Origin of the sequence: Novosphingobium arvoryzae (assembly GCF_014652615.1) — a bacterium.
GTDB lineage: Bacteria > Pseudomonadota > Alphaproteobacteria > Sphingomonadales > Sphingomonadaceae > Novosphingobium > Novosphingobium arvoryzae.
This window is the reverse complement of sequence record NZ_BMZD01000005.1, coordinates 256794-280656: the sequence shown is the minus strand read 5'-3', so window position 1 is coordinate 280656 and position 23863 is coordinate 256794. Positions and strand designations below refer to the sequence as shown.

Here is a 23863-nt window from a genome sequence, read left to right as displayed (position 1 = left end):
GTTTGACTGCTCGATATCCACTCGCAAAGCCTCCTGTCGCCTCGCGAACTCCATCACCGCCCAGAAACTGACAAGGCCGGGTTCCGTCGGCGCTTACGGTTGACCAAGATGCCGTGGACATGCCGATTAAGCTCTCCCGTCAACAGAGTAGGCGCTCGCACCGATAGCAAGGGGATTTCTTACCGATCGGTAAGAACGGGTGCGAAGGCGCCGGTCAACGCGAGCAATCTTACCGATCGGTAAGTTACTCGCGCCAATTCCGCAGGACGATGACGAGGAGTTGGACGAACTGCTCGGCAAGAATCATTCCTCGGTCGTCTTGCGCTTCTCGATCCGGGGCGGCGGCATCCTCGACAAATGCCGGTTCCTCACGGGCGGCGACGCTGAGGTCGCTATCTGGGAGCGCCTGTGGGGCAAGCACGGGAACTATCAGGCCGACTGGCTGAGCTACGACATTCTCCAGGCGCCGCACCACTGCTCGTGGCACAGCCTTAGCTACGACAGCTACTCGACCTATGGGGAGGATGCAGAGGTCTGCGACGATGCGCGTAGCGCGCTGGCCCAGATGCGGAAGGGCGCGATCGTCGTCGCTAGCTCAAAGGCGATCGACCCTGAAGAGGCCGACCCGCCCAGCGATCGCGCTAAGCGTGAATATATTTCGATCGTCGATGGCAAGAGCGATCGGTTCATCTGCGTTGCTGACGTCTGGGAGGACGAGGAATGCGCGTTGCAATACGAGATCGCGTCAAGCGGTATCACCAAGGTTGTGAAGAGCGCCGCCAAGGCGGCGGTCGCCGCGCTGGGGATCGGCGCCACTGCTGCCCAGGCGCGTGCGCATGGCTGAACCGGTGGCAACTGAGGCGAAAACCGATCCCGCAAAACATCTCCTGCGCGTGGCGTTGACGCACCCCGAATGTGTGGAAGGTGAGGTGCTCGAGCCTGAATACGGCAGACCGCGCATCCGGCTCGACATGAATGTCGAGATGCCGCTCGACATGAAGGCGGACGGCATCAGCCGGAGTGGTGTTCGGACACGCGAGCCCGTCATAATCAAGCTTCCCGCCGCCTTTCCGTGGCAATCGCCGCTTTTCTATCTTCGCGAGGATTTCCCGCGCAACTTTCCCCATCTCATGCCCTTCGCCGCAACTCCGCGACCCTGCCTGGTCGAAGGTGACCAGGATGAATATTTTCTGCAGTTCGGCCTGGTCGAATATGGCATCTTCCATCTGGTCGAGCAGCTCGCGATCTGGCTTCGCAAGGCCGCCGTCAGCGGCCTGATCGACCCCGCACAGGGTTGGGAGCCGATGCTCCGCCGCGATTTTCGCGATGTCGTTGAGATCGATGCTGACGCCGCTCGCAGCGTCGTCAACAGAAACGGCGGGTGGATCGCATGGCAGGGCAGGTTCTTCCGTCGGGGGGCGCCCGAGGCATTTCTCAACACCGCGGCAGAGACCTGGGTTTCGAGCAAGGGCGAGACGACGCCGCTTATGCGGAAACCGGATAATCCGACGTTCACTTCGCGCCTGACCGATTCCGACGCCAGCCTGGGCAACACGGTGGTAGGTGTGGTCTGGCCGGACAAAAATTCCGATGGCACGCCGCGTATCAGCGCCACCTATTTGCCTGAAAGCGTCGCGACCTTGCGCGACCTTCGCACCCGCGCGGCCGAACTTGGATGCGGCAGAGGTCTGGAATCCTTTCTTGCTAATGTCGAGCGCAGCTTCGCCGGCATGTTTCTGCTCGCGCCGATCCCGATCGGCATCGTCCTGTGCGTGCGTCGCCCGATTCATCTGATCGGCAGCGCCTCCGACATCGAGCTGCTGCCGTATGTCGTCGAGATACGCGCCAACAAGAACCGGTCCACGCTGTTCGCGGGCGGCGACGATGAGCCGGTCGCCCCCGCAATGCACTATCAGTCTCTCACCGTGGGTTTGCTACAGACGTTGTCCGGCGTGCGGGCACGTCCCGCGCTGGCCATGCTCGGCTGCGGGAGCGTGGGATCGAAGCTCGCGATGCACGCGGCGCGTGCCGGGCAACGCATTGCCGCTGTCAGCGACGAGTTGTCGCTCCGGCCGCACAACATGGCCCGGCATGCACTGGGTGCCAAATTTGTCGGTACGAATAAGGCCGAAGCGCTTGCGAAGGAACTTTCCGGATTCGACATGACGCCGGTCGTGCACGGCGGCGACCTCAGTCTCGATCTCTGCGACCCTGACCGTAGCAAGCAGATCATACCCCGGGCAGCGGGGGCCGCCATAAATTCGACCGCTTCGCTCTCGGTTCGTGAGGCATTGGTGTCTGCCGTAACGCCTCGCCTCCGTGCACGGCTGTTCGAGGCCGCACTCTTCGGCCGAGGGCGCGGCGCGTTTCTCCTCGCCGATGGCGCAGGGCACAATCCGAACCATTGTGACTTGATCGCCGAACTTTACGCAACGCTTGACGACGAACGCGCCGCCAAACTGCTTTTCGATCCGGCCGGGGGTCTCACCGAAATCCAAATCGGACAGAGAGGACGTAGGTGTGCTTGACGCACACGGACGATATCTTGCCGCCCGTGACATTGGAACCATCACTGCCTTAGTTATGATACCTCTGCCGGGGCTCGCCTGGTGGGCCTCGGACAATGGCGAACGTGCCCTAGTATATGGCTTGGTCCTTATCCTAGTCTACGCTCTCTGCGTCATTGCGGCTAAGAACTATAGCTGGCGAATGGTCCAACACGTTCTAGCGCTAGCTTCGTCGAAGGTAGAACCGCTGACCGTTCACTGAGTGCAGTAATCAGACAGCACTTGACCAACTACTCGGGATTTCTGCGATCAGACCGGATCGATCGGCAAGTCAACGATACGGAAAACAGCCCCTGATCCGGCATCACGCACGAGGTCAACGCGCTCCCCATCCCAGTGATAATCGAGGTGGCGCCCCTGCAAGGGGTTTGACGCGCAGTCTGGGTAGAAGAGTGCAACGCACTCCCCTCCAGGATGCCGGATGCTCGGATAGACAATGCCATCGGATCCCGCGTACCTGAGGTGCACCGCGAGCGCTTGTGATGCGGCATAGCTGTCGGGATTGAGCACCGGATCCGGCTCCTCCGCTAGGGGACGGAGATCATGCAAATCTGCATCAACCGCCATGACTATCTCCCGGAATTGCGAGGTCCAGCCCAGCGCTTCCTGGGTTCGCGCCATGAAGCGGGCATGATGGTGGATCGTCTCGAACAGCGCGGTCTCGAACTGATCGCCGACGTAGAGCACGCCGTAGCTGCCATCGGTAAAGCGGCTCGGCCGGTCGGTGCTGACATGGGTGAACGGCGCCATGAGGTAGGACGCGCCGTTTCCGCCGACGCGGCGGTCGACCGGCACCAAGTCGAGATTACCAATCGTCGCCATGATGCGCGGATTGGTCTTCTGCTCTGCCGAGATCAGCAGCGGCCAGTCGGCTGGATCAGCGATGTCCTCAAACAGGTCTATCGGTGGAAAGGCGCTGCGGATGATCCTGACCGCGCCCTTCCACTCAACTCGAGAAACGGGGATAGCCGCCGTTTCGCTCACCAGCCACCACGCTCGGCGTCGAGGTAGCGACGCACCCGCATGATGTCGGTGAGTTCGCCTCCGAGCATCACTTCGAGCGCACTGGCTCCACCGAACGCGTTATTGGCTGCCCTGATCCAGGCATATCCCCGCGTCGCCTCCGAGAAGATGATGCGGAGCGCCTTGTGGATGCCCATGAGGTTGGAGAGACGCGCACGCCCATCGCGCGAAACGCGCCCGGGGCCTTCGGCCTTCCAGCGACGATAGGAGCGCACTGGCATGTCGAGCAGCGTTGCCGCCTGCTCGTCGGTCAGCTCCCATTTGCCGAACAGATTGAGGACTGCCCGGAACATGGCAGCTGCCTCGCCCTGGGTAATCGGATCGGGACGGAAAGCGGTAACGGCAGTATCAACGGGTTGCAGTGCCAGCATGGCATTTCTCCATATGGCAGCATATACGCTCTATAATGCCATTTGGCAATGTCCTATGCGGATGACACCAATCTGGCAAGCACGCTCGCTGGGCCCTCGATCGGCACGAAGAGGCGCGTCTGGTAGCGGATGATTTCCGTGAAGCAGCCTTGGGCCTTGTACCAGTCGAGGCGAGCCGCACTCCATCCGGTAAGTTCAATTCGCTGTGAGCCATTGACCAGGCTGCGCTTGACCATGAGCTGCTCACGGCCAGCGAATTCCATGGCTCGACCAGTCGCCAGAACAGTCTGGACGATGTCGTCCGCTGACAGCGCTTGCTCGCGTTCGAGACCCAGCGCCCGGCACAGTTCGGGCACGCAATGGACGGGAACCTCGCGGCCAAGCAACGAGCGGCCATCCGCAGCCGAGATGCGACTCACCCTGACGAAGTCCGAAGGGAGCTTGTCCCAGACCGGCAGCAGGAGCCCCGTGGCAAGATAGAGGCGCTCGCGTTTGTGGCTGGCCCGCGCTTCGTTGACCTCTGATTCCCAAGCCTCGCGGAAGGCTCCTGTCGGCATCTCTTCCCAGCTGCTTTCTGCCAGCTGCTCAGCGGTGATGTGGCTGCGCTGCAGCGGGCGTAGCAGCTCGAACCGAGGCACGCGGGTACCGTCGTCCGAAAGGATGCTGCGAGCGGGCACCAAGAGAGAAACACGCCCCGAGCGGGCATTGCGCATGGGGCGCTGACGCTGGCCATTTAGGCCGTGAAGCTCTTCGAGCCGCTCGAGGGTCAAAGGCCTCACGGCCCGCGCGATCTCGAGCTCGAGCAAGTGAGTAGTCGCGCCCGACGCCGGGTCCGTGCGAAGAAGCGTGTCCGAGAGAACCGTGAAGTCTTCGACTGCGATGGTCTCAAGACCGAGATCGAGCGTCCCCGCCTGCCGGGCGGCATCGATCCGCGCATCGACCAGTCCCAGGAATTCATCGAAGATTGCGTTCTGGAGGGCGATCGGCAGCGCCAAGATCCGGTTGAGCCAGCGCTGGATCGACGGCAGGTCATCGATCATCGACCCGTCAGGAGCTTCGATCCTGAGGCCTGTCAGCTCCTGGAAGCGCCCGAGGCTGACCGCTTCGAGCTTGCCGGTGAACAGCAGGCCGAACCAGCGGTGGAGCGCTTCCTTGGCGTAGATGCTTTCGAGATTATCGGCGGGATCGAAGAGGTTCTGTCCGCCGGTCTGGCGCTGCCCGCGCGTCAAGGCACCGAGGCTATCGAGCCGCCGCGCGATCGTCGAGATGAACCGGCGCTCGCCGCGCACATCGGTCGTCACCGGTCTGAACAGCGGGGCCGAAGCCTGATTAGTTCGATTGGTGCGGCCAAGCCCTTGGATTGCCGCATCAGCCCGCCATCCTGGCTCGAGCAGAAAGTGGACGCGGCGGGCCTGGTTCTTCGCAGCGAGATCGGCATGGTAGCTGCGCCCGGTTCCTCCGGCGTCGGAAAAGACAAGGATGCGCTTGGCCCCGTCCATGAATGCTTGGGTTTCAGCGACATTCGCGCGCGGCGACCGGGATTGGAGTTTCTGATGGCCATCGCGGCCGACGATGAGCCGGCGTGTCCGGCCGCTCACTTCCGCCACCTGTTCCACGCCGAAGCGTTCGATGATGGCATCCAGCGCGGTCGCAATCGGCGGCAAGGCGCAGAGCTGCTCGATCATCCGGTCGCGCGCGGCGAGTGCCGATCGGCACAATACTGGCGCGCCGTGTTCGTCGCTCATCGGCTCGGAGCGAGGATTGCTGTTTTCGTCGGTGAAGACCGCCATCAGCCGGACAGGAAAGCTCTTGGCGAGATAGTCGATCACATACTCTCGCGGGGACAGATCGATCTCCAGCACTTCGCGTTCCTCATCAGAGAGGTCGGCAAGCCGGCGGTCGAGCATAGCTTCTGCTGTCGAGACCAACTGGACGACTACCGCGTGTCCGTCAGCAATCGCTGCGTCGATAGCTGGTAACAGGCTCGGGAGCTTCATCGACAGAAGCAGCTGCGCGAAGAATCGCTGCTTGGTTCCCTCGAAGATCGACAGCGCTGCAGACTTGGCACCGGAGTTGAGCGTCCCTCCGCTGTCTGCGTCGACAATACGGGTGGCTTCAAGGGCTTCACGCAGGTTGGCATGGATGATCGCCCAGGCTTCAGCGTAGGCATCATAGACCGCGATCTGATCCTCGGTCAGGCAATGTTCCAGGATCTCGTACTCGACACCCGCGAAGGAGAGCGCGCGAGCGGTGTATAGGCCGACCGACTTGAGATCGCGCGCGACCAGTTCCATCGCTGCGATCCCACCATCACGAATGTCGGCCACGAAGGCCTCACGATTGGCGAATGCGGTCTCCGGCCCCCAGAGGCCGAGGCGCGTCGCATAGGCCAGGTTGTTGACGTCCGACGCGCCCGTTGCCGAGGCATAAAGCACCCGCGCGCGGGGCATGAGGTTTTGCAGGCGCACGCCAGCGATACCCTGCTCCGATCCCTTGACCTTGCCGCGCGATCCTTCCCCGCCAGCGGCATTGGCCATGGCGTGCGCCTCGTCAAACACGATGACACCGTCGAAGTCGTCGCCCGCCCATGCCAGGATCTGATCGAGGCGGGTTGCATCGCTTCGGCCCGAACGCAGGGTCGGGTAGGTCACGAAGAGAATGCCCTCGTGCATAGCGATGGAGGTGCCGAGCTTCCAGGAAGCCAGAGGCTGGATGTCGATCGGCAGACCACCAAGCGCAGCCCAGTCGCGCCGGGCATCTTCTAGCAGCGCCTCGTTCTTCGAAATCCAGATATGGCGGCGTTCGCCGCGTACCCAGCGATCGAGAATGACGCTCGCAACCTGACGGCCCTTGCCGGCGCCTGTACCATCGCCAAGAAAATAGCCCTGGCGATAGACCTGGCCCTCCGCCGATGCCTTGAGAGAGCAGCCTTTATCCTCCGGCTCGTACCGCCCGGGAAGATCGCGCGCATGGGCGCTTGACGCGTAGATGAGCGTCTCTGCCTGGGCAGCAGACAGCAGGCCCTTGGCGACCAACCCTTCGGGTAACTGCGGCACAGCTTCGGGCATCGGTGCAGCGATCGAGCCCATGGCGACGGACTCAACGAGCGGTGTCGGATGCTCGGCCGCACCGTCGATCACGATTCTGCTAGGACGATAGGGCAGATAGTGCCCGACCTGGGGCGCAAGCGGTGCAGGTACTTCAAGTGACTGGTAGGTCAATGCGCAGATGACCGTCGGCGCTGCCGGGGTAATCCTTGCCGGTATCGGCAGCGACCTGTGTGACGAGACGACCAGTCGGAACGGCGTACGCGCCGGAAGACTCGATTGCTCGGGAGCAGTTTGCATGCCCCCTTTGGCGGGCAAGGCATCGACAAGATCGACAAGGTGACCAAAGTCGTTTGTGCGCTCAACGACGGGTTCGGCAGAGCCCTCGACCTTGTCCAGGACCAGTAGTCGTGTGGTGATCCCAGTGCCGTGCTTCACAAAAGCACGTTCGACCGCGGCATTGAGCCGCAGCGAGACTGGCCCCTTCAAACCCGCCAGAAACCTAGCGCAATCGAACCATTCGGGCATGATCGCGACAAGCCGACCGCCCGATGCCAGACGATTCCAGGCCGACCGCAGGTGGCGCGAGCCGGTGCGACTATCGTGCCCTCGCTCGATGCCGTGCGAATAGGGCGGATTCATCAGCACGGCGCTCGGGCTGATGGCGGGATCGAGCAATTCGTCGATCAGTTCGGCGTCATGGCCGGTCACGCGGGCAGCCGGGAACAAGGCATTCAGGCAGTCGCGGCGAAGCGGCGAGATTTCGTTGAGAGCAAGGCGCGAGCCAGCCTTGGCGGCCCAAACCGCGAGCATCCCTGTTCCGGCCGAGGGTTCCAGAACGAGCTCGTCTGCTACCGGGGCGCAAGCCCGGGCGGCAAGCCAGGCAAGGCGCGGCGGCGTCGCGAACTGCTGCCATTCGATCTGCTCGTCGCTGCGATTGGTCTGGCTTGGAAGCTCGGATTCCAGCGCCGTAAACATCCGGTCGGTGTCGGCCGCCGAAGCGGTAACGTCGATCTGTGCGTTGGCCTGCAGGTACTCGGTCTGAGCCAATTCCAACGCGATATGCGCATCGCGCACCGACCAGCGCCCCTCTGCATCTGTGCCTCCGAAATGATCGGTCAGAAGCGTATGCAGTTGCCGGCGCGTAATCGGTTCACCGGATGCCATGCTTGCGGCGATGGCGCGCGACCAGAAGGGCCAGCGGTTCAGATGGTGGGGGAAGCAAGAGAACGGGAGCAGAGCTTGGCATTTGGAACCTCCTGACGAAGCCCAGTCCACTTGCCGGGCTTCATCAGGCCAAAGGCCTTCTCCCCTCTTTCTTCGTCAGGATTTGGACCGCAGCCATGCTTGCAAGGCGTCGTTCCAATCTTTCCCGGGACCGCGCGGACGACGCGTGACGATCGTCCGGCTCTCACAGGCGTAGGCGCTGCGCGCGCGTTCCTCGGCAAGGTCGCCGCCTGCATCATGGTCGACGAACAGGTGCAATTCGCACACGCTTTCCGGGATCGACACGAGGCCAAAACGCTCATTGCCGAGCGAGGCCCAGCAAGGGATCTGGGTTAAGGCCTTGGCGGCGAGCGCGCTCTCGATACCTTCGGCAAGGCCGAGCCGCCCATCAACGGGTTCGAAAAGACGAACGGCGCCCGATGCCAAGCTTCCGAGTGCGCGCTTAGGATTGTCGAAGGGGACGACTGCGGGCCTTACCAGATTGAGAAACGTGCGGTGAATGGCCACCAAACCATGATCCATGGTCACTGCCGCGATCAAAGCAGGCAAGTACTGCGTGTTCCCCTTCGGGCCGAGCGGGGTGCGAGGGTGAAATCTTAGGGCGCGAGAGACAGCGCGAATGCCGCGGGCCTCAGCCCCCTCGTTTCGCGAGGCAATCTACACGGCGAACGTCCGAGAGGCAGAGCTCCGATACAGTCTCCCCTCAGGCTTGTTGCAGGCGCTGATCTGGACGGAATCGCGGTTCAACCCGATGGCGATCAGCCCCGCTGGCGCGGCGGGGTTAGCACAGCTGATGCCAGGCACTGCTCGTTATCTCGGCGTCGCGAATCGGCATGATCCCGTCGCGAGCATCGATGGCGGGGCACGTTACCTCCGAGAGATGCTCGACAAGTTCGGGCAAATTCACCTCGCGCTTGCGGCCTACAACGCAGGGCCTGGAGCGGTTATCCGTGCCGGCGGCATTCCCCGAAACAACGAAACGCCAAGCTATGTCCGCAGCGTTCTGGACAGATGGCAAGCAATTAGCTCGCGCATCTGAAGCGTGTTTGTATAGCAGTGGCGAAGAACGGATTGCTTGAGCGGGGAAGGCTGAGTTTGATGGCTCCGAAACGAGATCGAGGCACCGAGGATGGCAATGTCATTCGCTTCGATTTCCGGGACGAATTGAAGAAGCAGCGCGGCAATCGGCGGCGCAAGGAGTGGATCTTGGGACTGGGGGCTTTTTCGATCGTATTCGCTGGTGGAATGCTGGCATTGAACTGGCCCACGTTGAACCAGGCCTTGTTCACCTCTTCAGAGCTCACACCGAGGTTTTCGCTGATGGCGGAGACTTCTTCGCCACGATTTGAGCTATGCGGAATGACGCGTCGCACCTGCGTCGTGGATGGCGACACCTTCTGGCTCGAGGGTGAGAAGATCAGGATCGCTGACATCGACACGCCTGAGATCAGCGAACCCAAGTGTGATGCCGAGTATCAGCTCGGCATGAAAGCCACTCATCGGCTTCGTGACCTATTGAACGAAGGCGCGTTCGAGGTTCGACCAATCGGAAATCGTGATGAAGACCGGTTTGGACGCAAACTTCGGGTCGTCGTCCGGGGTGGCCAATCGCTTGGGGACCAGCTCGTGAGCGAAGGTCTCGCCCGCACGTGGACCGGGCGCCGGCAGCCGTGGTGCTGACCGTTACCAAAGCTCTGGCGGGCCATCAGAATTTGCCAAACTGCTTAGCCGGATTTGCTGACGAAGCGGGCGGTTCTCTTCGGCTGTCTTGATCTTACAAGCTTCGATTCGGCCTCCAGCATGCCAAACCCGACAATGCTCTGGATATGTTCCTGCGTTACAGACGCGCCCACACTCGGCCTCCCACAAACGGAGGCTACCGATTGTCAATCGGCGTCCAATCGGGACCCCCTATCGGCGCGCAAAAGGGACCCCCTTTGCGTTGCGTAGAACGGTTGATGCTGGGCGCGTGTTTCGCGCTGCTGACGGCGTAGGGAGGGCGTAGCCCGACCGGAGGCGGCAGCAGCGCGAAGTCGATTTCTGAGGTGGTCAGCTGCGGTGTTTGAAGCGCCAGCTGTCGTTGCCGGTCTCGACGATATCGCAATGATGCGTGATCCGGTCGAGCAGGGCTGTGGTCATCTTGGGATCGCCGAAGACGGTGGGCCACTCGCCGAAGGCCAGGTTGGTGGTGATGATCACCGAGGTCTTCTCGTAGAGCTTGCTGATCAGGTGGAACAGCAGCTGCCCGCCTGAGCGGGCGAACGGCAGGTAGCCCAGTTCGTCGAGGACCACGACGTCGAGCCGGCTGAGCTGGGCAGCCATGGCGCCGGCCTTGCCGATGCGAGCCTCCTCCTCGAGCCGGGTGACCAGGTCAACCGTGTTGAAGTAGCGCCCGCGGGCGCCGGCGCGCACCACGTTGGCGGTGATCGCGGTGGCCAGGTGGGTTTTGCCGGTCCCCGTGCCGCCAACCGCCACGATATTGCGCCTGCCTGGCAGGAAGGAACCGGCGTGCAGCGAGCGGACCAGTCCCTCGTTGATCGGCGTGCCCTCGAACACGAAGGCATCGAGATCCTTGACCACGGGCAGCTTGGCTGCGGTCATGCGGTAGCGGATCGAGGCGGCATGGCGATGCGCGGCTTCCGCCCGCAGCAGGTCGGTCAGGATCTCGTGGGTCGTGCGTTTGCGCTGAAGTCCCGTGGTGACGGCCTCGTCGAACGCGCCGGCCATGCCCCTGAGGCCGAGCCCGCGCATGGCCTCGATCATCTCATGCCGCTGCATCAAGGCCTCATACCGTATCGTAGCGGGCGCAGTCCGCAATTGGCGGATGGCTAAGCTTGAGGTCGACGACCACGTCGAGAGGCCGGTCAGTCGCCGGTTCGCGGTATCGCGCCAAAATGTTGAGGATCACCTCGTCGCTGGCGGCGCCGGCATCAAGCGCTTCGCGGATCGCGGCCTCGACCGCGTCCAGGCCATCGGTCTGCACGGCCGCCAGCACCCGCACGAAGCGCCGATCGGCCTCATCACCGCTCCCCAGCTTGCGGCGCAGCCGCGCCAGTGCCGGCGGAAGGTCCCAGCCTTGGAAGGGGGCGCCGTTGCGCCAGGCGCCGGGCTTGTTGGCCAGAACGGGGAGATAATGCCAGGGATCGTAGATCGTCCGGTCACGGCCGAAGTGCCGGGCATGTTCGGCGATAACCTCGTCACCGAGGCGCACGACGATCCGGTCGGCATAGGCGCGGACCTGGACCGCCCGCCGCGCGGCCTTGGCCATGACGGAATAGCGGTTGCGGTCGAAGCTGATCAGGCAAGTGCCAGTCACGGCATGCGTGGTCTCGTGGAAGCCGTCGAACGGCGCCAGCATCGGCTGCAGGGCTGGCCGCTCGAGATCCAGCGCCTCGGCCACGGTCAGTTCCTTCTGCTCGGGATGCGGATGCAAGGCGGCCCAGCGCAGGCACTCGGCCTCCAGCCATCCGTTGAGCTCCTCGATGCTGGCAAAGCGCAGGCGGGGCTGGAAGAACCGACTCCGGATGGTCTGGACCTGATGCTCGACCTGACCCTTCTCCCATCCTGCCGCCGGCGAGCAGGCCGTGGGCTCGACCATGTAATGATCGGCCATGACGAGGAAGCGGCGGTTGAACACGCGCTCCTTGCCGACGAACACTGTCGTCACCGCGGTCTTCATGTTGTCGTAGATCCCGCGCAGCGGCACCCCGCCAAAGAAGACGAAGCCGCGCGCATGGGCATCGAACACCATCTCCTGCGTCTCGCGCGGATAGGCCCGGACATAGACCGCCCGCGACGCGCACAGCCGCATCTGCGCCACCTTCACCCGCATCGGCTTGCCGGCGATCTCCACGTCCTCGTGGCTCCAGTCGAACTGGTAGGCCTCGCCAGGCTTGAACATGAGCGGGATGAAGGCAGGCGCCCCATCACCCGCATCCTTGCGCCGCGCTTCCGTCCAGCGACGGGCGTAGCGCCGAACAGCATCGTAGGAACCCTCGAACCCCTCGCGCTGCAGTAGATCATGGATCCGGGTCATGCGCAGACGGTCACGCCGGTGCCGCGCCTCGTTCTCCGTCAGCAGTGTATCGAGCCGCTCCTGGAAGGGCCCAAGCCGGGGCAGCGGTTGGACCGTGCGATGATAGTCGAACGCCCCTTCCGGCGCCCGGATCGCCTTGCGCACCACCTTGCGAGACAACCGCAGATCCCGCGCTATTGCCTTGATCGCCTTCCCGTTCGCGTGCTCGCGTCGGATCCGAACAACTGTCTCCACCACCAACATCCCGATCTCGCCACCTGGAAAACCAGGCGGCCCGCTACACCATCGGAATGAGGGGTCCCTTTTAGACGCCGATCACCCCGCTAACGGGGTCCCTTTTGCACGCCGGTCCACACCTTAAACCCGAAAGCGGCGACGATTTGTAGCGTGGCCAGCCGGGACGGATTCATCTCAATTGGGTCTGGGCCTGCGAAGGTGCATGAGGCAAAGGATTCGCTCGGAATCTGAAGTGGTACGGTGACACCGTGGGCGATCCCGTATCGCCGCGCTTCCTTAAACAACGCCAGCTGGATTTCGGTCAGATCGACGAGGCTTGAAATTTCATCCCAACCGAATGGCCGATCAAGCCGCTGGCTCACTTCATAGACGGGATCGTACACCTGACAATGGTTCGTGACATAAAACTCAACGAAATGGGGTGGATAGTTCGTGATGACCATTGCTTCATCGATAAGGCGCGGCAGCCCTCCGTGCTGGACCAGCGCCATGTAGGGAAAGCCCATGTCCAATGCGGCTTCAGCCAGTTCGTCGCGTAGAATGTCGGTTGTAGACGCGGCGTCGAGGCGGGATAGCGTTTCGCGCAGTCGTGAGCCGACATACATTGGGTTCCTCCTTGCCGAGGGGTATGATCTGGTCGCACTTGGTCGTCTCACTTTCGGCCAAGTGTGGAGTTCTCCTGGCCAGGCAGATTTCAACACCCTTCTTCATGAAAACGGCCGAAAGCAGCAGGTTCGAATATTCGGCTGAAATGCGCCAGAGGTGCGATCAAATCGGTGGCTTGCTGTTGAAATTGAGCCCTAGATCCGCGTCGACTAAAGGTACGCTTGCGTGAGATGCCCAGATATCAGTCGGCGATCGGGCGATCCCAATCCCATTTCCGAGCCGTTCTGGCGGAGCCGGCTGCCTTACCCACCAGATAGAGAATGATCTGGGCGCCCCCCGCTGCAAAACTGGCCCATGGCTGCATGGCCGCGCCGAGCCAGCCCAACATGGCGGAAATGCCGATGGCATTGGCCGTTACCAGTGATAGGAGCGCCAGCCAGTGCCAGTTGGCAATCCCGGCTGAGGTTATTTCGGCCATCTCGGTTTCTCCGAGATTGCCGTGCCGCATAGTGCTGTCCAGCACGAGCAGCACCGTAAAGCAAATCATGAATATGCCCAAGAGCTGAAGAACGCCCTCAATATAGTGAGCGACATTCAACAACATTAATATACCTGATATTAGAGATACCACCACGAGCATTACATGCCTGCTCACATGTCGATCTGTGATCTGTACAATTGCATTTACGAAAGCCATCGTGCTGATATAAATGTTTGCAACATTAATACGCATTTGCGTAGCGATGGCAAAGACTGCTCCCATTCCGCCAAGCATAACGACAAAATAAGATCCGGGATTGTCCTCCGAATAGCGTACCGAAAACCAGAGACCCAACAGTCCGGCAAAAAGAAAGCAAAATAGCTGGAAACCGACACCGACCCATAGCGTGCCCAAAAACCGCTCTTCCTTGCGAACAAAACGAGCGTAATCAGCTGAAATCAATGCTGTAACGAAAACCAGGCCATTCATTATTCCGAAGGAGCTAAGAAGTGCTGTGCCGGTATCAGTCTCTTTTGCCGGCATATAAGCGAGCCAGTCGCGTCCTTCAGAAGGATTATGGAGGCTAATGTATAATGCGAAGCTCAACAAGATCGCATAAAAAATGAAGGTGATCATCTGAAATCGCGCCAGAACTCTCATGCCGAACCAAATGATAGGTAGAATTAGACCTATCATGACAAGCTGAACTATCCACTTTTCCAAACCGGAATATACATGACTTATTGATGTCGCCATGATGTTTGCTTCCAGCACGAAGAATAGGAGAGCGTTTACGCCTAGACCGATGCTGAAAACAGAGCCGCCGCGATAGCCAAGGATGTGGCGCGCGAGAAGGTTGGTGCCGCAACCTGTGCGCACTGCAATCGATGCAATGACCCATGCCATCACGCCAGAGATCAATGTCGAGTAGGCGATCGCCAACAGGGCTATTTTCGATCCGTATGTGAGCGCGATTATGGAGGTGAGCTGCATGTAAATGAGTGCAGTGGCCATTCCGATGGTTGCAAAAAACAGGGGCGGCCAAGCCGTTCGAGCCTCTGCGGGGACAGGCTCGTCTGCAAAGTCCGTGTCTTTCTCCGAGATCGCGCCGGCCATGGATTCCCCTTTTTAAATTTGGTGCAGATGACGCCCAGCCCTGTATCACCCGCGGCCAGGAGCATCGATTGCGGTCAGCTTGGCTGATCGGCCACTTCTCACCAAAAAACGCGAGATCATCAAGATTGCCCGATGATCCACTCTCATATCGTGAGAGTTTATGCCTCCGGCGATTTGAACTCTCGGTTGTTTATCGCCAACCTGCGCTCAGATTTCGGATTCCTTAGTGAGGAAATTCATTAAATGGTAAAGCACTTTCGCATTGGTCAGATTGTTCCCAGTTCCAATACTACGATGGAAACTGAGATTCCTGCGATGCTTCGTTCACGCGAGGCGGTTTTTCCTGAACGATTTACTTTTCACTCTTCTCGTATGCGTATGAAGCACGTCACGAAGGAGGAACTCGCCGCAATGGATGCTCAAAGTGTTCGCTGTGCTCGCGAGTTGTCCGATGCAAAAGTTGATATCATTGGCTACGCTTGCCTGGTAGCCATCATGTCCTCTGGTCTCTCCTATCATTGTAAAAGCGAAGAAACTCTGGCGGCAGCAGTCCATGAGGAAGGGGGCGACAGCCCGATTGTGACAAGTGCCGGTGCCTTAATCGACGTTCTTGCCGAAATGCAGGCACAAAATATCGCGGTTGTGACACCTTATATGAGGCCGTTGACGGATCTCGTCGTTAATTACATTTGTAACGAAGGATTTTCTGTAGCGAGCGATATCGCGCTTGAGATTTCTGACAATCTGGAAGTGGGTCGGCGAGACCCAAATCTACTTTTGGATGATGTCAAGCGACTCGATTTAGCCGGCGTTGACACAGTCGTCTTATCTGCGTGCGTGCAAATGCCTTCTCTTGCTGCAATCGAGCGAGTTCAGGACCTGTTGGGCCTTCCTGTTATTACCGCCGCATCTTGCACAACGCGTGTGATGCTCAAAAAGCTCGCTCTTGAGCCCGTAGCGCCGGGGGCCGGATTTGCACTCTCTTCCCGCTTCGCTCCGTTAGCGGTGGTCTGAGCCCCGACGTTCCTCCACCTATGAGTAGAGATGGGGTGGTTGCCGCCCTCCCTGACGGCATCGCGATGTGCCAAGAACAGTGGGTTTGCAAACCCAGAGATGGAAAGGACGGCAACTGTGGCAATCGATAAGATGATCGGAATTGATCTGGCGAAGCGTGTTTTTCAGTTTCACGTTGCGACAATGACCGGTGAGGTTTTGCTTCGACGCAAGCTATCTCGGGACAAAGTTCACGAATTCATGGCGACGCATGAGCCTGCCATTGTTGTGATGGAGGCTTGTGGCAGCGCACATTACCGGGCTCGCGAGTTCCGCCAGATGGGCCATGTGGTCAAACTGATCGCTGCACAGTATGTGCGTCCGTTCGTGAAGCGGCAGAAGAACGATGCTGCCGATGCAGAAGCCATCGTCATTGCGGCCCAGCGACCCGAGATGCGCTTCATTGAACCGAAGACGGAAGAGCAACAGGCGAAAGCCGTGCTCTTCCGAACACGGGAGCGGCTCGTTCACCAGCGCACCGAAATCATCAATGGCTTGCGGGCGGCACTCTATGAATTTGGGTACGTCGTTCCTCAGCGGATCGTGCACCTGCGCCTCATCCGAGAGATTATCGAAGGCCCCAACTGCGATCTTCCCGAGCTGGTTCGCACAGAGTGCGAGGACATGCTGGATCAGATCGATGGCCTGAATGTCCGGATCGACGCGAAGGCTGCAGCGATCAGATCTCCAGCCCTCAAAACGGATGTTTCGCGTCGACTCGAATCAATGCCAGGCGTCGGGCCGATGACGGCATTGGCAATCGAGGCATATGCACCACCGATGGAGGTGTTCCAAAATGGTCGCGCGTTCGCGGCTTGGCTCGGCCTCGTGCCACGCCAGCATTCTTCTGGCGGTAAAGAGAAGCTCGGCCGAATGTCCAAGGCCGGACAAGCCGACATTCGAAAACTACTCGTTATCGGAGCGATGTCCCGACTGACATGGTTGGGTCGCAAAGCCATCCAACCTGGTTCTTGGCTCGACCGGATGCTCGCCAGAAAACCCTTGATGCTGGTCGCGATCGCATTGGCGAACAAGATGGCGCGCCAGATCTGGTCGATGCTCATGAAGGGTGAGGATTATCGGAATCCGACGTCGTTCGCGCTGGCACGGTAAGCGTGCTGGCGCCGACACGGCGGTGATGGGAGTGTAAGAAGGCATCGACCTGAATGGGCAAAACGATCGAAACGATCTGGATCGGGAAAACCTGCCGACCCGCTCTGAGCGAAACAACTCGATGAGTAGAGATTAGGACCCGATCCGCAGATCACCATACCGGCCAGCGGCTTCTGAAATGCCGCAAGACAGGCCTGACAGAAGACCGCACTCGATCACTCATACCATACGGGAAGAAACTTCTTGCATCACGGGCGGCAACCACAGAAGCCGGTGGCCCGAGTGATGCCCATGTGCGGGCGTGATGACAACCGGGTTGGGGGTTAACCCCCAACCCGGTTTGCCGACTGATTTGGCTGCCATCTCGGCCGGGGTCATGTTGCCCAGGCTCGAGTGGGGCCGGTGATGGTTGTAATCGTGCCGCCAGGCGGCAAGCACCGACCGGGCCTGGGCTAGGCTGGTGAAGATGGTCTCGTTCAAGCACTCGTCCCGAAGGCGGGCGTTGAAGCTTTCAATGAACCCGTTCTGCTGCGGCTTGCCCGGCGCAATATAATGCCACTCAACGTCGCGCTCCTTCGACCAGCGCAGGATCGCCATGCTAGTGAACTCGGTACCGTAGCACATTGGGAACCAGTCTCTCGAAGAGCCGGATTGCCTTGATGAAGGCAAGGGCGCGTAGCGCCCGCAGGCTTCATCAAGGCGGCCATGACCGGCCAGCAGGTCTCTAAAGTGAAGTTGTCGACTCAACCCTTTGGAGACTGACCGACCATGACCAAGCGAAGCCCTACTCCCGCCAACGCCGTGCTGGTAGCCATCGATATGTCCAAGCACCGCCAGGAAGTGCTGATCGAACGTCCGGAAGGTGGCCGGCGGCGGCGGATGACTGTGATGGCAACCAAGGCGGACTATGATCGCCTCGCAGCGGACCTCGGGGAGATTGGACGGCCGATTGTCGTCGGCTTTGAAGCCACCGGTAACTATCATCGCACCCTGGCGCACCGGCTGCTCGCCGCAGGCTTCGAGCTGCGGTTGATTTCGTCGGTTGCGCTGGCTCGAACCCGTGAGGCTTTGCACAACGGCTGGGACAAGAACGATTCCAAAGACGCGCAAGTGATCCTGCACATGCTGAGGATCGGCGCCACCCAGCGCTACGTCGACCCGCTTGCCGCCGGCATCAACGATCTGCAGGAGATGTCGAAGACACACGAGGCTATTTCCAAGGCAAAGACCCAGACCTGGCACCGGATCCTGACGCACTACCTTCCGCTGTACTTCCCGGAGATCGAGCGGTTCGCCGGCAACAGCCGGTCCGACTGGTTCCTGGCCTTGCTCGAGCGGTTTCCCACCCCGGTGAGCATGACAGCGCTCGGCCAAGAGGCATTCACGCGCGAGGCCTGGTCGCTGGTCGGCCGCAAGGTTTCCAAGGCCCGCTTAATCAACGATATTTATGAGACCGCGTGCGCATCGGTCGCACTACCGGTCGACGAGGACTCCGTTGCGATCGCCATGTTCCGCATGGTCATCGCACAAGCACGCAGCCTCGTCCGGCAGCGCGACGAGATTGAACGAACCGCCCATGCCCTGCTCGCCGACAACCGCGATTATCAGCTCCTGCGCATGATCCCCGGGATCGGGCCAATCAACGCGCTGACCATCCTCGCGGAGGCTGGCGACCTTCGGCGGTTCGCCCACCATCGCCAGTTCCTCAAGTTCTGCGGACTTGATCTTGCCACCTGCCAGTCCGGCACCTTCCGTGGGCGAACCAAGCTCTCGAAGTACGGTAACGCCCGGCTACGCCGCACCTTCTGGATGGCGACCCAAGTCGCCATCCGCCAGCGCGACAACAGTTTCCGCGACAAGCTTGGCCGCTATGTTGCCGGCCATGGCAACGACCCTGATCGCCGCCGCAAGGCGATGACTGCACTCACCGCCAAGATGGCGCGCGTCGCGCACGCCGTTATCAAGACGGGAGCCGAGTACCGTCCGTTCGTCGAACGGGCGGACACCAGATGGAAGGACCCCTCTCTGTTGTGCCGTGAGGGCGCTGCGGCGACCCTGTAGATAATGTTCGGGCCTTCCATCTGGCATCCGCATCTCATTTTAAGGACGGTGAGGACCACGACCGGCACGGCCGCTGGATCCTGTGTTTGCTATGGCCGAGAGCGCATTCCTTGACGATGGAAGCCATCTGGATCAGAACGCAATCCGCGCCGATCGCAATCGGCGCAACGAGACCTGCTGGCCGTTTTCCGCCGCTGCTTCCCGACCTAGGACGTTGTCGCTGACGATCATCGCCGGACGGGACCGTTCGGCAATCGCCCAGTCCAACTCCCGCGCCACCCGCAGGCCCGAGATCGAGGTGTCGGCGATGAGCCGGACACACTCGCGGGTGAAGTCGTCGACCACCGCGAAAATGCGGAACCGACGGCCACAGCCGAAGGCGTCCGACACGAAGTCGAGCGACCAGCGCTGGCCCGGTCCCTGTGGGATCGTCATTGGCGCCCGCGTGCCAAGCGCCCGTTTGCGACCGCCGCGGCGACGCACTTGTAAGCGTTCCTCCCGGTACAGCCGCCGGAATTTCTTGTGGTTGATCATCACGCCCTCGCGCCCCAGCAGCCAGTGCAGGCGGCGATAGCCAAACCGGCGACGCTCCGCCGCCAGGCCGCGCATCCGCTCCCGGATCGCCCCGTCATCGCCTCGCCGGCTGCGATACCGCACCATCGTCCGGTCCACGCCCAGCACATCGCACGCCCGCCGCTGGCTCACCTCGAACACCTGCTCAAGGTGAGCCACCGCTTCCCGCCTAACGGCGGGCGTCACCATTTTTTTGCGGTAATCTCCTTGAGCATCGCGTTGTCCAGCATCGCCTCGGCCAGCAGCTTCTTCAGCTTCGCGTTCTCATCCTCCAGCTGTCGCAGGCGCTTCGCCTCCGACACCTCAAGGCCGCCGAACTTGGCCTTCCACTTGTAAAAGGTCGCGCTGCTCACCCCGTGCCGGCGGCATACATCCGCCGTCGGCATCCCCGCCTCCTGCTCCTTCAAGATCGCGATGATCTGCTCTTCGCTGAACCTGCTGCGCTTCATTCCGTCCGACTCCTTCCATGGGCCGGACTCTACTCAAATCTGGAGGAAAACGCGGGGCTCAGACCAATCCTGACAATGCGACACGAACAAGAACTCGAAACATTTGAACAGAAGTCTGAACGTCAACCGTTTCTTTGGCCACATGTTTCGATCAGGGATTGATCGACTCTTCTGGCCGCCGCAGAAAATCCAGAACTGTCATGGCGGTTGGTGAGAGGAGACTCGTTGAGCGGTAACATCTTGATGTCTGACGCTTCGCCCAAGGTTCCGAGAGGGGGACGCTGATTATCGAACGCGTGCTATTCGTGACATAGGCCTTTGGCAGGATGGAGACGCCGCTACCGGCTTCGACCAGCACGACAACGCTTTCAAAGCTGGCCATGTAGGCGCAAGGCAGGAATTGCCTGTGTTGTTCACGGGCAGCGTTCTCGAACAAGGAGTAGAGAGCACTACTGCGTTGCATAGCAATAAATGGGTAGTCGATGACGTTCAAAAAAGAAACTGGTGAGACGCTGGCCAAGGGGCTCGATCGCGGGAGAACGGCGACAAGTTCGTCGCTGACCCAAGCATGGCTTGTCAATCCGCTTGCGTCAGTCGTACCCGAGACGATGCCGATGTCAGCTTTGACAGAGTGAATGTCTTCAATGATTTCGGCACTCATCCTCTCCTCGATGATGACGTCCACATTTGGCGCCGCATGATTGAACGATCTCAGCTTTGTGATTAGGTACGGATTGATTGCCGTCGTGTGTGCATGAATGCGAACCAATCCGGCTGCGCCATTCCTGAAGGTGTCGAACTTTCTCGCGGTGCGTTCGATGGTCGACAGTATCTCTTGCGCGCAGATGTGAAAATCGATCCCGGCCGCCGTCGGCCGCACGCCCCGATCGGTTCGCTCCAAAAGCCTTATGCCCAGATGGGCCTCGAGCGCGGTTATCCGGCGGCTTACAGATGACGGGGTGATGTGCTCGCGCTCAGCGGCGCGCGCCATATTTCCTTCTTCAATAACGCTCGAATAGAGCCTTAAAGTGACAAGGTCAAAGACGTCGTGCCGCAAGACAGGACGAACATTCAGGAATCTGCCCTCGATCTCCCTTTGATCTGTTGAATCGACTTTAGTGTTAGAACCTTCTGAGAGTCCGTTTGAGAAAGCGTCAGGCAGCCGTGGCAGCGCGATTGTAGATCGTCGTTCGGTTGGTGGCGAAGGGCGGAAGAATGACGGCATCGCGCCATTTCGAATTGAAACCGGGCAGAGTCTCGAAGCGAACCATGAGCGCATCGAAACCAGGGATTTCCTCGTGGATGGTTCGAATCTGTTGGCCGTCACCTGAGCCGGTCACAATATCGCAGCAGAGCAAATCAGTGGTGAGTTCGTCGATTTTGTAGGCAATGATTTCACCGACCTCGTCGAGCGAAACTGCGTCGGTTGCCTTTGCCTGGACGATGGCGAACCCGTTGTCGGTGACAATGATCTCTGGCTTGCGCATTGAATATCCCGTTCAGGGTGTGAGCCGGCGAAGCAGATTACTCGCCATGGCAAGATGGATCATCGCTTCCGATACGTCGAGACGCTTCTCATAGTCGCGAACGAGCCTGCGCCAGCGTGTCATCCAACCGAACGTGCGCTCGACCACCCAGCGTCGGGGCAGCACCTTGAAGCCAGCGACGTCGTCCGACCGGCGGATGATCTCCACTGTGAAGTCGCGATAGGCGGCAGCGTCGAGCAGCTTGGTGCGGTCGTAGGCCGCGTCGCCAAACAGATGCTTGAGCCATGGCCAGCGCCTGCGGACTGCCGAGACGATCTCCTGGGCGCCTGCGCTGTCGGAAATGTCGGCAGTGGTCAGGTTGACCATCAGCAGCCGACTGTCGGTATCAACGGCGATGTGGCGCTTGCGCCCCTTTATCCGCTTGCCTGCATCGAAGCCGCCACCAGACGGAGCAGAAGGCGCTTTGACCGACTGGCTGTCAACCACCGCAGCCGAAGGGCTTTGCTCGCGAGCCTCGCGCTCCCGATCCAACATTAACGCCACGTCGTGGATCGTGCGGAACAGCAGGCGGCGTACGAAGCGGCGAAACCACCAATAGACTGTCTGCCACGGCGGAAAATCCTTGGGGAGCATCCGCCAGCCTCCGCCGGAACGAGCCAGATACCGCAAGGCGTTCAGGACCTCGCGCAGGTCAGTCGACGGCGTGCGCCCGCGCTTCGGCGGCGCTGGCAGGAACGGGCGGATGATCTCCCACTCCGCATCAGTCAGATCGGTCGGATAACGCTTGGCGCGCTTCTCATGTTCAGCCATCCGCTCACGGCTCGCTCGGGTCCACATCCCAAGCTTGAATCACGTAAGCCGCTGTCGCTCAACCCATTATCAAACGGGCTCTGAGACGTCATCATATCCATTCATGGCTGACATACATGCTCCGGATAACGGAGGAATACTAATAATATAATTGAAACACGTCACGGAAAGAACGAATGTTTCCATAGCCTACTATGGTTTGTTCTCTCAGCGAGAAAGCAGAAATTTTCCTGAAGCCGTCGTTTCCCAATATTCATCGGCATAGCCAGCGCGTGAAATGGGATTGGCCAATTCGGTTCTGAAAAGACCTTCCTCGATACAGTTTTTGTCAAGGCTTACGGCAAGAATCTGCGCAAAAACGACCCATGTATCTATAGGACACCCCTGCAAGTCTTGAAGGCGGTTGATTGAAACGCTTCGGCACTCGAGGATGGCGGGGCTACCGAGAACGCCAGGAACAGAAATTTGTGTGCTAGGGTGCGAGTCCACGCCTGCGAGCACAAATTCGTCATCTTCATGGGGCAGTGCATCCGACGTAATATTCATCGCATCTGCCTGAGAGTGAGATACGATACTTATTGCAAAGTCTTTTGACTCTTCAATATTCCTAACCGTATCTTTATATCCTACGCTACTAAACATCACCATAGGAGGGCGTTCATTGATTAAATTGAAGAAACTATACGGCGCCAGATTGCGATGCCCATCGAGGGATTTCGACGATATCCAGGCAATCGGCCGCGGTGCTATAATGGATTTAAGTGGATTGCGAGAAAGTCCATGTTGAGCGCCGACGCAAAATGTATGGTACGAAGTCAAATGGAATGCTCCATGATAGCAAGAACCTTCTCACCCGTTTTTAAATGCGCATACGAGCTGATGAGGGCGGGGTCCGTGATTTGGTCCTGTGTAATTTTTCTGCTGAATTTTGTGAAGAATATCGAATCGATATCTCTCTGAATCCGGTGCTTCATACATTGCAGCTTGTCAGGATGAGCTTTGGTCAACGCATTCTGAAGCAGCCATCCCCCGATTCCCCAGGCCATGCCGAAATTTCGGGTGAAATTGACTGACGATGGATCGAGGCCGCCGAAAAAATAGAGTTGCTTGTGCGTCGTTGAGCCATAGCCGGTATGGCCTTGCGGAACATGCGTTAGCGCCTGTTCCATTGCATGAAGGATCTTGCCCGCAAGGGTGCCTCCACCCGTTGCATCAAATGCCAGTGTCGCTTTCGTTTGACGAAGCGCTTCGGCCAGTTCGTCCTCGAAGCCAGGGCCGTTGGAGTTGCATACATAGGCAACCCCAAGTTCGCGGAGAACTGCAACCTGTCGATCCGAGCGGACGATGTTCACTATCGGCACGCCTTCCTGCATGCAAAGCCGGTTCATCATTTGCCCCAGGCTTGATGCCGCCGCCGTCAGGACAATCGCGCTGTGCCCTTCCCGCTCCATCGTGTCGATCATTGCCAGCGCCGTCATGGGGTTGATCCATGCTGCGGCGGTCCGCTCTGGGCTGAACTCAGGTGGAAATGCAATGCATTCATCAGCGTCGGCCAGTTGATATTGGCTGAACATGCCTCCCACTGCGGCCGACACCCTTTGGCCAA

The 23863-nt window shown here is 59.9% G+C and carries 18 protein-coding genes and 4 pseudogenes; 7 read left to right on the top strand and 15 right to left on the bottom strand.

Annotation, left to right across the window (positions count from 1 at the left end):
- The first annotated feature begins 280 nt into the window (after window positions 1–280).
- Entirely contained in the window at window positions 281–844 is a 564-nt protein-coding gene (locus IE113_RS12180) for a ComEC/Rec2 family competence protein (protein WP_189541850.1), read from the top strand.
- Window positions 837–2528, top strand: a complete 1692-nt coding sequence (cap2-3, locus tag IE113_RS12175) for an anti-phage 6A-MBL system cap2_3 protein (protein ID WP_189541848.1) — start codon at window positions 837–839, stop codon at window positions 2526–2528. Before IE113_RS12180 ends, cap2-3 begins: the two co-directional genes overlap by 8 nt.
- A gap of 288 nt (window positions 2529–2816) precedes the next feature.
- Here the strand turns inward: cap2-3 and IE113_RS12170 are convergent, their stop codons facing one another.
- From IE113_RS12170 to IE113_RS12155, 4 genes are all read right to left on the bottom strand, one after another.
- Window positions 2817–3551, bottom strand: coding sequence for an RES family NAD+ phosphorylase (locus IE113_RS12170; protein ID WP_189541846.1), 735 nt, complete (start codon window positions 3549–3551; stop codon window positions 2817–2819).
- On the bottom strand, window positions 3548–3961 hold the full coding sequence (locus tag IE113_RS12165) for an MbcA/ParS/Xre antitoxin family protein (RefSeq protein WP_189541844.1): 414 nt from the start codon (window positions 3959–3961) through the stop codon (window positions 3548–3550). The genes IE113_RS12170 and IE113_RS12165 overlap by 4 nt, the downstream gene beginning before the upstream one ends.
- Before the next feature lie 53 nt (window positions 3962–4014).
- Window positions 4015–8175 carry a strawberry notch-like NTP hydrolase domain-containing protein gene (locus tag IE113_RS12160; protein ID WP_189541842.1) on the bottom strand — a complete coding sequence of 1387 codons (4161 nt, stop codon included), beginning with the start codon at window positions 8173–8175 and terminating at the stop codon, window positions 4015–4017.
- A 156-nt stretch (window positions 8176–8331) separates the two neighbouring features.
- Window positions 8332–8856, bottom strand: coding sequence for a DUF7146 domain-containing protein (locus tag IE113_RS12155; RefSeq protein ID WP_444544212.1), 525 nt, complete (start codon window positions 8854–8856; stop codon window positions 8332–8334).
- Window positions 8857–8875: 19 nt separating this feature from the next.
- Here IE113_RS12155 and IE113_RS12150 point away from each other — a divergent pair.
- Together IE113_RS12150 and IE113_RS16315 are read left to right on the top strand one after the other, a co-directional pair.
- A pseudogene (locus tag IE113_RS12150) lies at window positions 8876–9274 on the top strand (lytic transglycosylase domain-containing protein); the annotation flags it as partial.
- 59 nt (window positions 9275–9333) lie between these two features.
- A complete protein-coding gene (locus IE113_RS16315; RefSeq protein ID WP_229822359.1) occupies window positions 9334–9915 on the top strand; it encodes a thermonuclease family protein in 582 nt (193 codons plus the stop codon).
- 369 nt (window positions 9916–10284) lie between these two features.
- On the opposite strand, the gene istB is transcribed toward IE113_RS16315, so the two are convergent.
- The 4 genes from istB to IE113_RS12125 form a co-directional block, all read right to left on the bottom strand.
- Window positions 10285–11013 carry an IS21-like element helper ATPase IstB gene (gene istB / locus IE113_RS12140; protein WP_066549432.1) on the bottom strand — a complete coding sequence of 243 codons (729 nt, stop codon included), beginning with the start codon at window positions 11011–11013 and terminating at the stop codon, window positions 10285–10287.
- A gap of 7 nt (window positions 11014–11020) precedes the next feature.
- Window positions 11021–12514: an IS21 family transposase gene (gene istA, locus IE113_RS12135; RefSeq protein WP_189541788.1), complete on the bottom strand. Its 1494-nt coding sequence runs from the start codon at window positions 12512–12514 to the stop codon at window positions 11021–11023.
- Between the two features lie 80 nt (window positions 12515–12594).
- Window positions 12595–13113: an autoinducer binding domain-containing protein gene (locus IE113_RS12130; protein WP_189541837.1), complete on the bottom strand. Its 519-nt coding sequence runs from the start codon at window positions 13111–13113 to the stop codon at window positions 12595–12597.
- 242 nt (window positions 13114–13355) lie between these two features.
- Window positions 13356–14711 (bottom strand): purine-cytosine permease family protein, encoded by a 1356-nt coding sequence (locus tag IE113_RS12125; RefSeq protein WP_189541835.1) that lies wholly within the window; start codon window positions 14709–14711, stop codon window positions 13356–13358.
- A gap of 243 nt (window positions 14712–14954) precedes the next feature.
- On the opposite strand from IE113_RS12125, the gene IE113_RS12120 reads away from it, so the two are divergent.
- Window positions 14955–15725 (top strand): maleate cis-trans isomerase family protein, encoded by a 771-nt coding sequence (locus IE113_RS12120; RefSeq protein ID WP_308430064.1) that lies wholly within the window; start codon window positions 14955–14957, stop codon window positions 15723–15725.
- Window positions 15726–15857: 132 nt separating this feature from the next.
- Complete coding sequence (locus IE113_RS12115) at window positions 15858–16877, top strand: IS110 family RNA-guided transposase (RefSeq protein WP_189541883.1); 1020 nt, start codon at window positions 15858–15860, stop codon at window positions 16875–16877.
- A gap of 219 nt (window positions 16878–17096) precedes the next feature.
- Here IE113_RS12115 and IE113_RS16310 read toward each other — a convergent pair.
- Window positions 17097–17492 (bottom strand): annotated as a pseudogene (locus IE113_RS16310) (integrase core domain-containing protein); the annotation flags it as partial.
- 153 nt (window positions 17493–17645) lie between these two features.
- Between IE113_RS16310 and IE113_RS12105 the strand changes: the two are divergent.
- A pseudogene (locus IE113_RS12105) lies at window positions 17646–18942 on the top strand (IS110 family RNA-guided transposase).
- Window positions 18943–19151: 209 nt separating this feature from the next.
- Here the strand turns inward: IE113_RS12105 and IE113_RS12100 are convergent.
- From IE113_RS12100 to IE113_RS12075, 6 genes and pseudogenes are all read right to left on the bottom strand, one after another.
- Window positions 19152–19960, bottom strand: a pseudogene (locus tag IE113_RS12100) (IS3 family transposase); the annotation flags it as partial.
- 151 nt (window positions 19961–20111) lie between these two features.
- Window positions 20112–21017, bottom strand: coding sequence for a LysR family transcriptional regulator (locus IE113_RS12095; protein ID WP_189541831.1), 906 nt, complete (start codon window positions 21015–21017; stop codon window positions 20112–20114).
- A 97-nt stretch (window positions 21018–21114) separates the two neighbouring features.
- On the bottom strand, window positions 21115–21447 hold the full coding sequence (locus IE113_RS12090; protein WP_189541829.1) for a hypothetical protein: 333 nt from the start codon (window positions 21445–21447) through the stop codon (window positions 21115–21117).
- A gap of 12 nt (window positions 21448–21459) precedes the next feature.
- Complete coding sequence (locus tag IE113_RS12085) at window positions 21460–22284, bottom strand: IS5 family transposase (protein WP_189541827.1); 825 nt, start codon at window positions 22282–22284, stop codon at window positions 21460–21462.
- Window positions 22285–22464: 180 nt separating this feature from the next.
- The gene (locus IE113_RS12080) at window positions 22465–23076 is read right to left on the bottom strand and encodes a flavin reductase family protein (RefSeq protein WP_189541825.1); all 612 of its coding nucleotides are present in this window, start codon (window positions 23074–23076) and stop codon (window positions 22465–22467) included.
- Window positions 23073–23831, bottom strand: coding sequence for an MDR/zinc-dependent alcohol dehydrogenase-like family protein (locus tag IE113_RS12075; protein ID WP_189541823.1), 759 nt, complete (start codon window positions 23829–23831; stop codon window positions 23073–23075). The genes IE113_RS12080 and IE113_RS12075 overlap by 4 nt, the downstream gene beginning before the upstream one ends.
- Between the last annotated feature and the right edge of the window lie 32 nt (window positions 23832–23863).

What these genes read in the sequence shown, in the direction of transcription:
- IE113_RS12165 (WP_189541844.1), bottom strand. Translation starts at nt 3,961, where the DNA reads ATGCTGGCACTGCAACCCGTTGATACTGCCGTTACCGCTTTCCGTCCC.
- IE113_RS12160 (WP_189541842.1), bottom strand. Translation starts at nt 8,175, where the DNA reads ATGGCATCCGGTGAACCGATTACGCGCCGGCAACTGCATACGCTTCTG.
- IE113_RS16315 (WP_229822359.1), top strand. Translation starts at nt 9,334, where the DNA reads ATGGCTCCGAAACGAGATCGAGGCACCGAGGATGGCAATGTCATTCGC.
- istA (WP_189541788.1), bottom strand. Translation starts at nt 12,514, where the DNA reads ATGTTGGTGGTGGAGACAGTTGTTCGGATCCGACGCGAGCACGCGAAC.
- cap2-3 (WP_189541848.1), top strand. Translation starts at nt 837, where the DNA reads ATGGCTGAACCGGTGGCAACTGAGGCGAAAACCGATCCCGCAAAACAT.
- IE113_RS12085 (WP_189541827.1), bottom strand. Translation starts at nt 22,284, where the DNA reads ATGTGGACCCGAGCGAGCCGTGAGCGGATGGCTGAACATGAGAAGCGC.
- IE113_RS12130 (WP_189541837.1), bottom strand. Translation starts at nt 13,113, where the DNA reads ATGTATGTCGGCTCACGACTGCGCGAAACGCTATCCCGCCTCGACGCC.
- IE113_RS12120 (WP_308430064.1), top strand. Translation starts at nt 14,955, where the DNA reads ATGGTAAAGCACTTTCGCATTGGTCAGATTGTTCCCAGTTCCAATACT.
- istB (WP_066549432.1), bottom strand. Translation starts at nt 11,013, where the DNA reads ATGCAGCGGCATGAGATGATCGAGGCCATGCGCGGGCTCGGCCTCAGG.
- IE113_RS12125 (WP_189541835.1), bottom strand. Translation starts at nt 14,711, where the DNA reads ATGGCCGGCGCGATCTCGGAGAAAGACACGGACTTTGCAGACGAGCCT.
- IE113_RS12115 (WP_189541883.1), top strand. Translation starts at nt 15,858, where the DNA reads ATGATCGGAATTGATCTGGCGAAGCGTGTTTTTCAGTTTCACGTTGCG.
- IE113_RS12075 (WP_189541823.1), bottom strand. Translation starts at nt 23,831, where the DNA reads ATGTTCAGCCAATATCAACTGGCCGACGCTGATGAATGCATTGCATTT.
- IE113_RS12090 (WP_189541829.1), bottom strand. Translation starts at nt 21,447, where the DNA reads ATGCGCAAGCCAGAGATCATTGTCACCGACAACGGGTTCGCCATCGTC.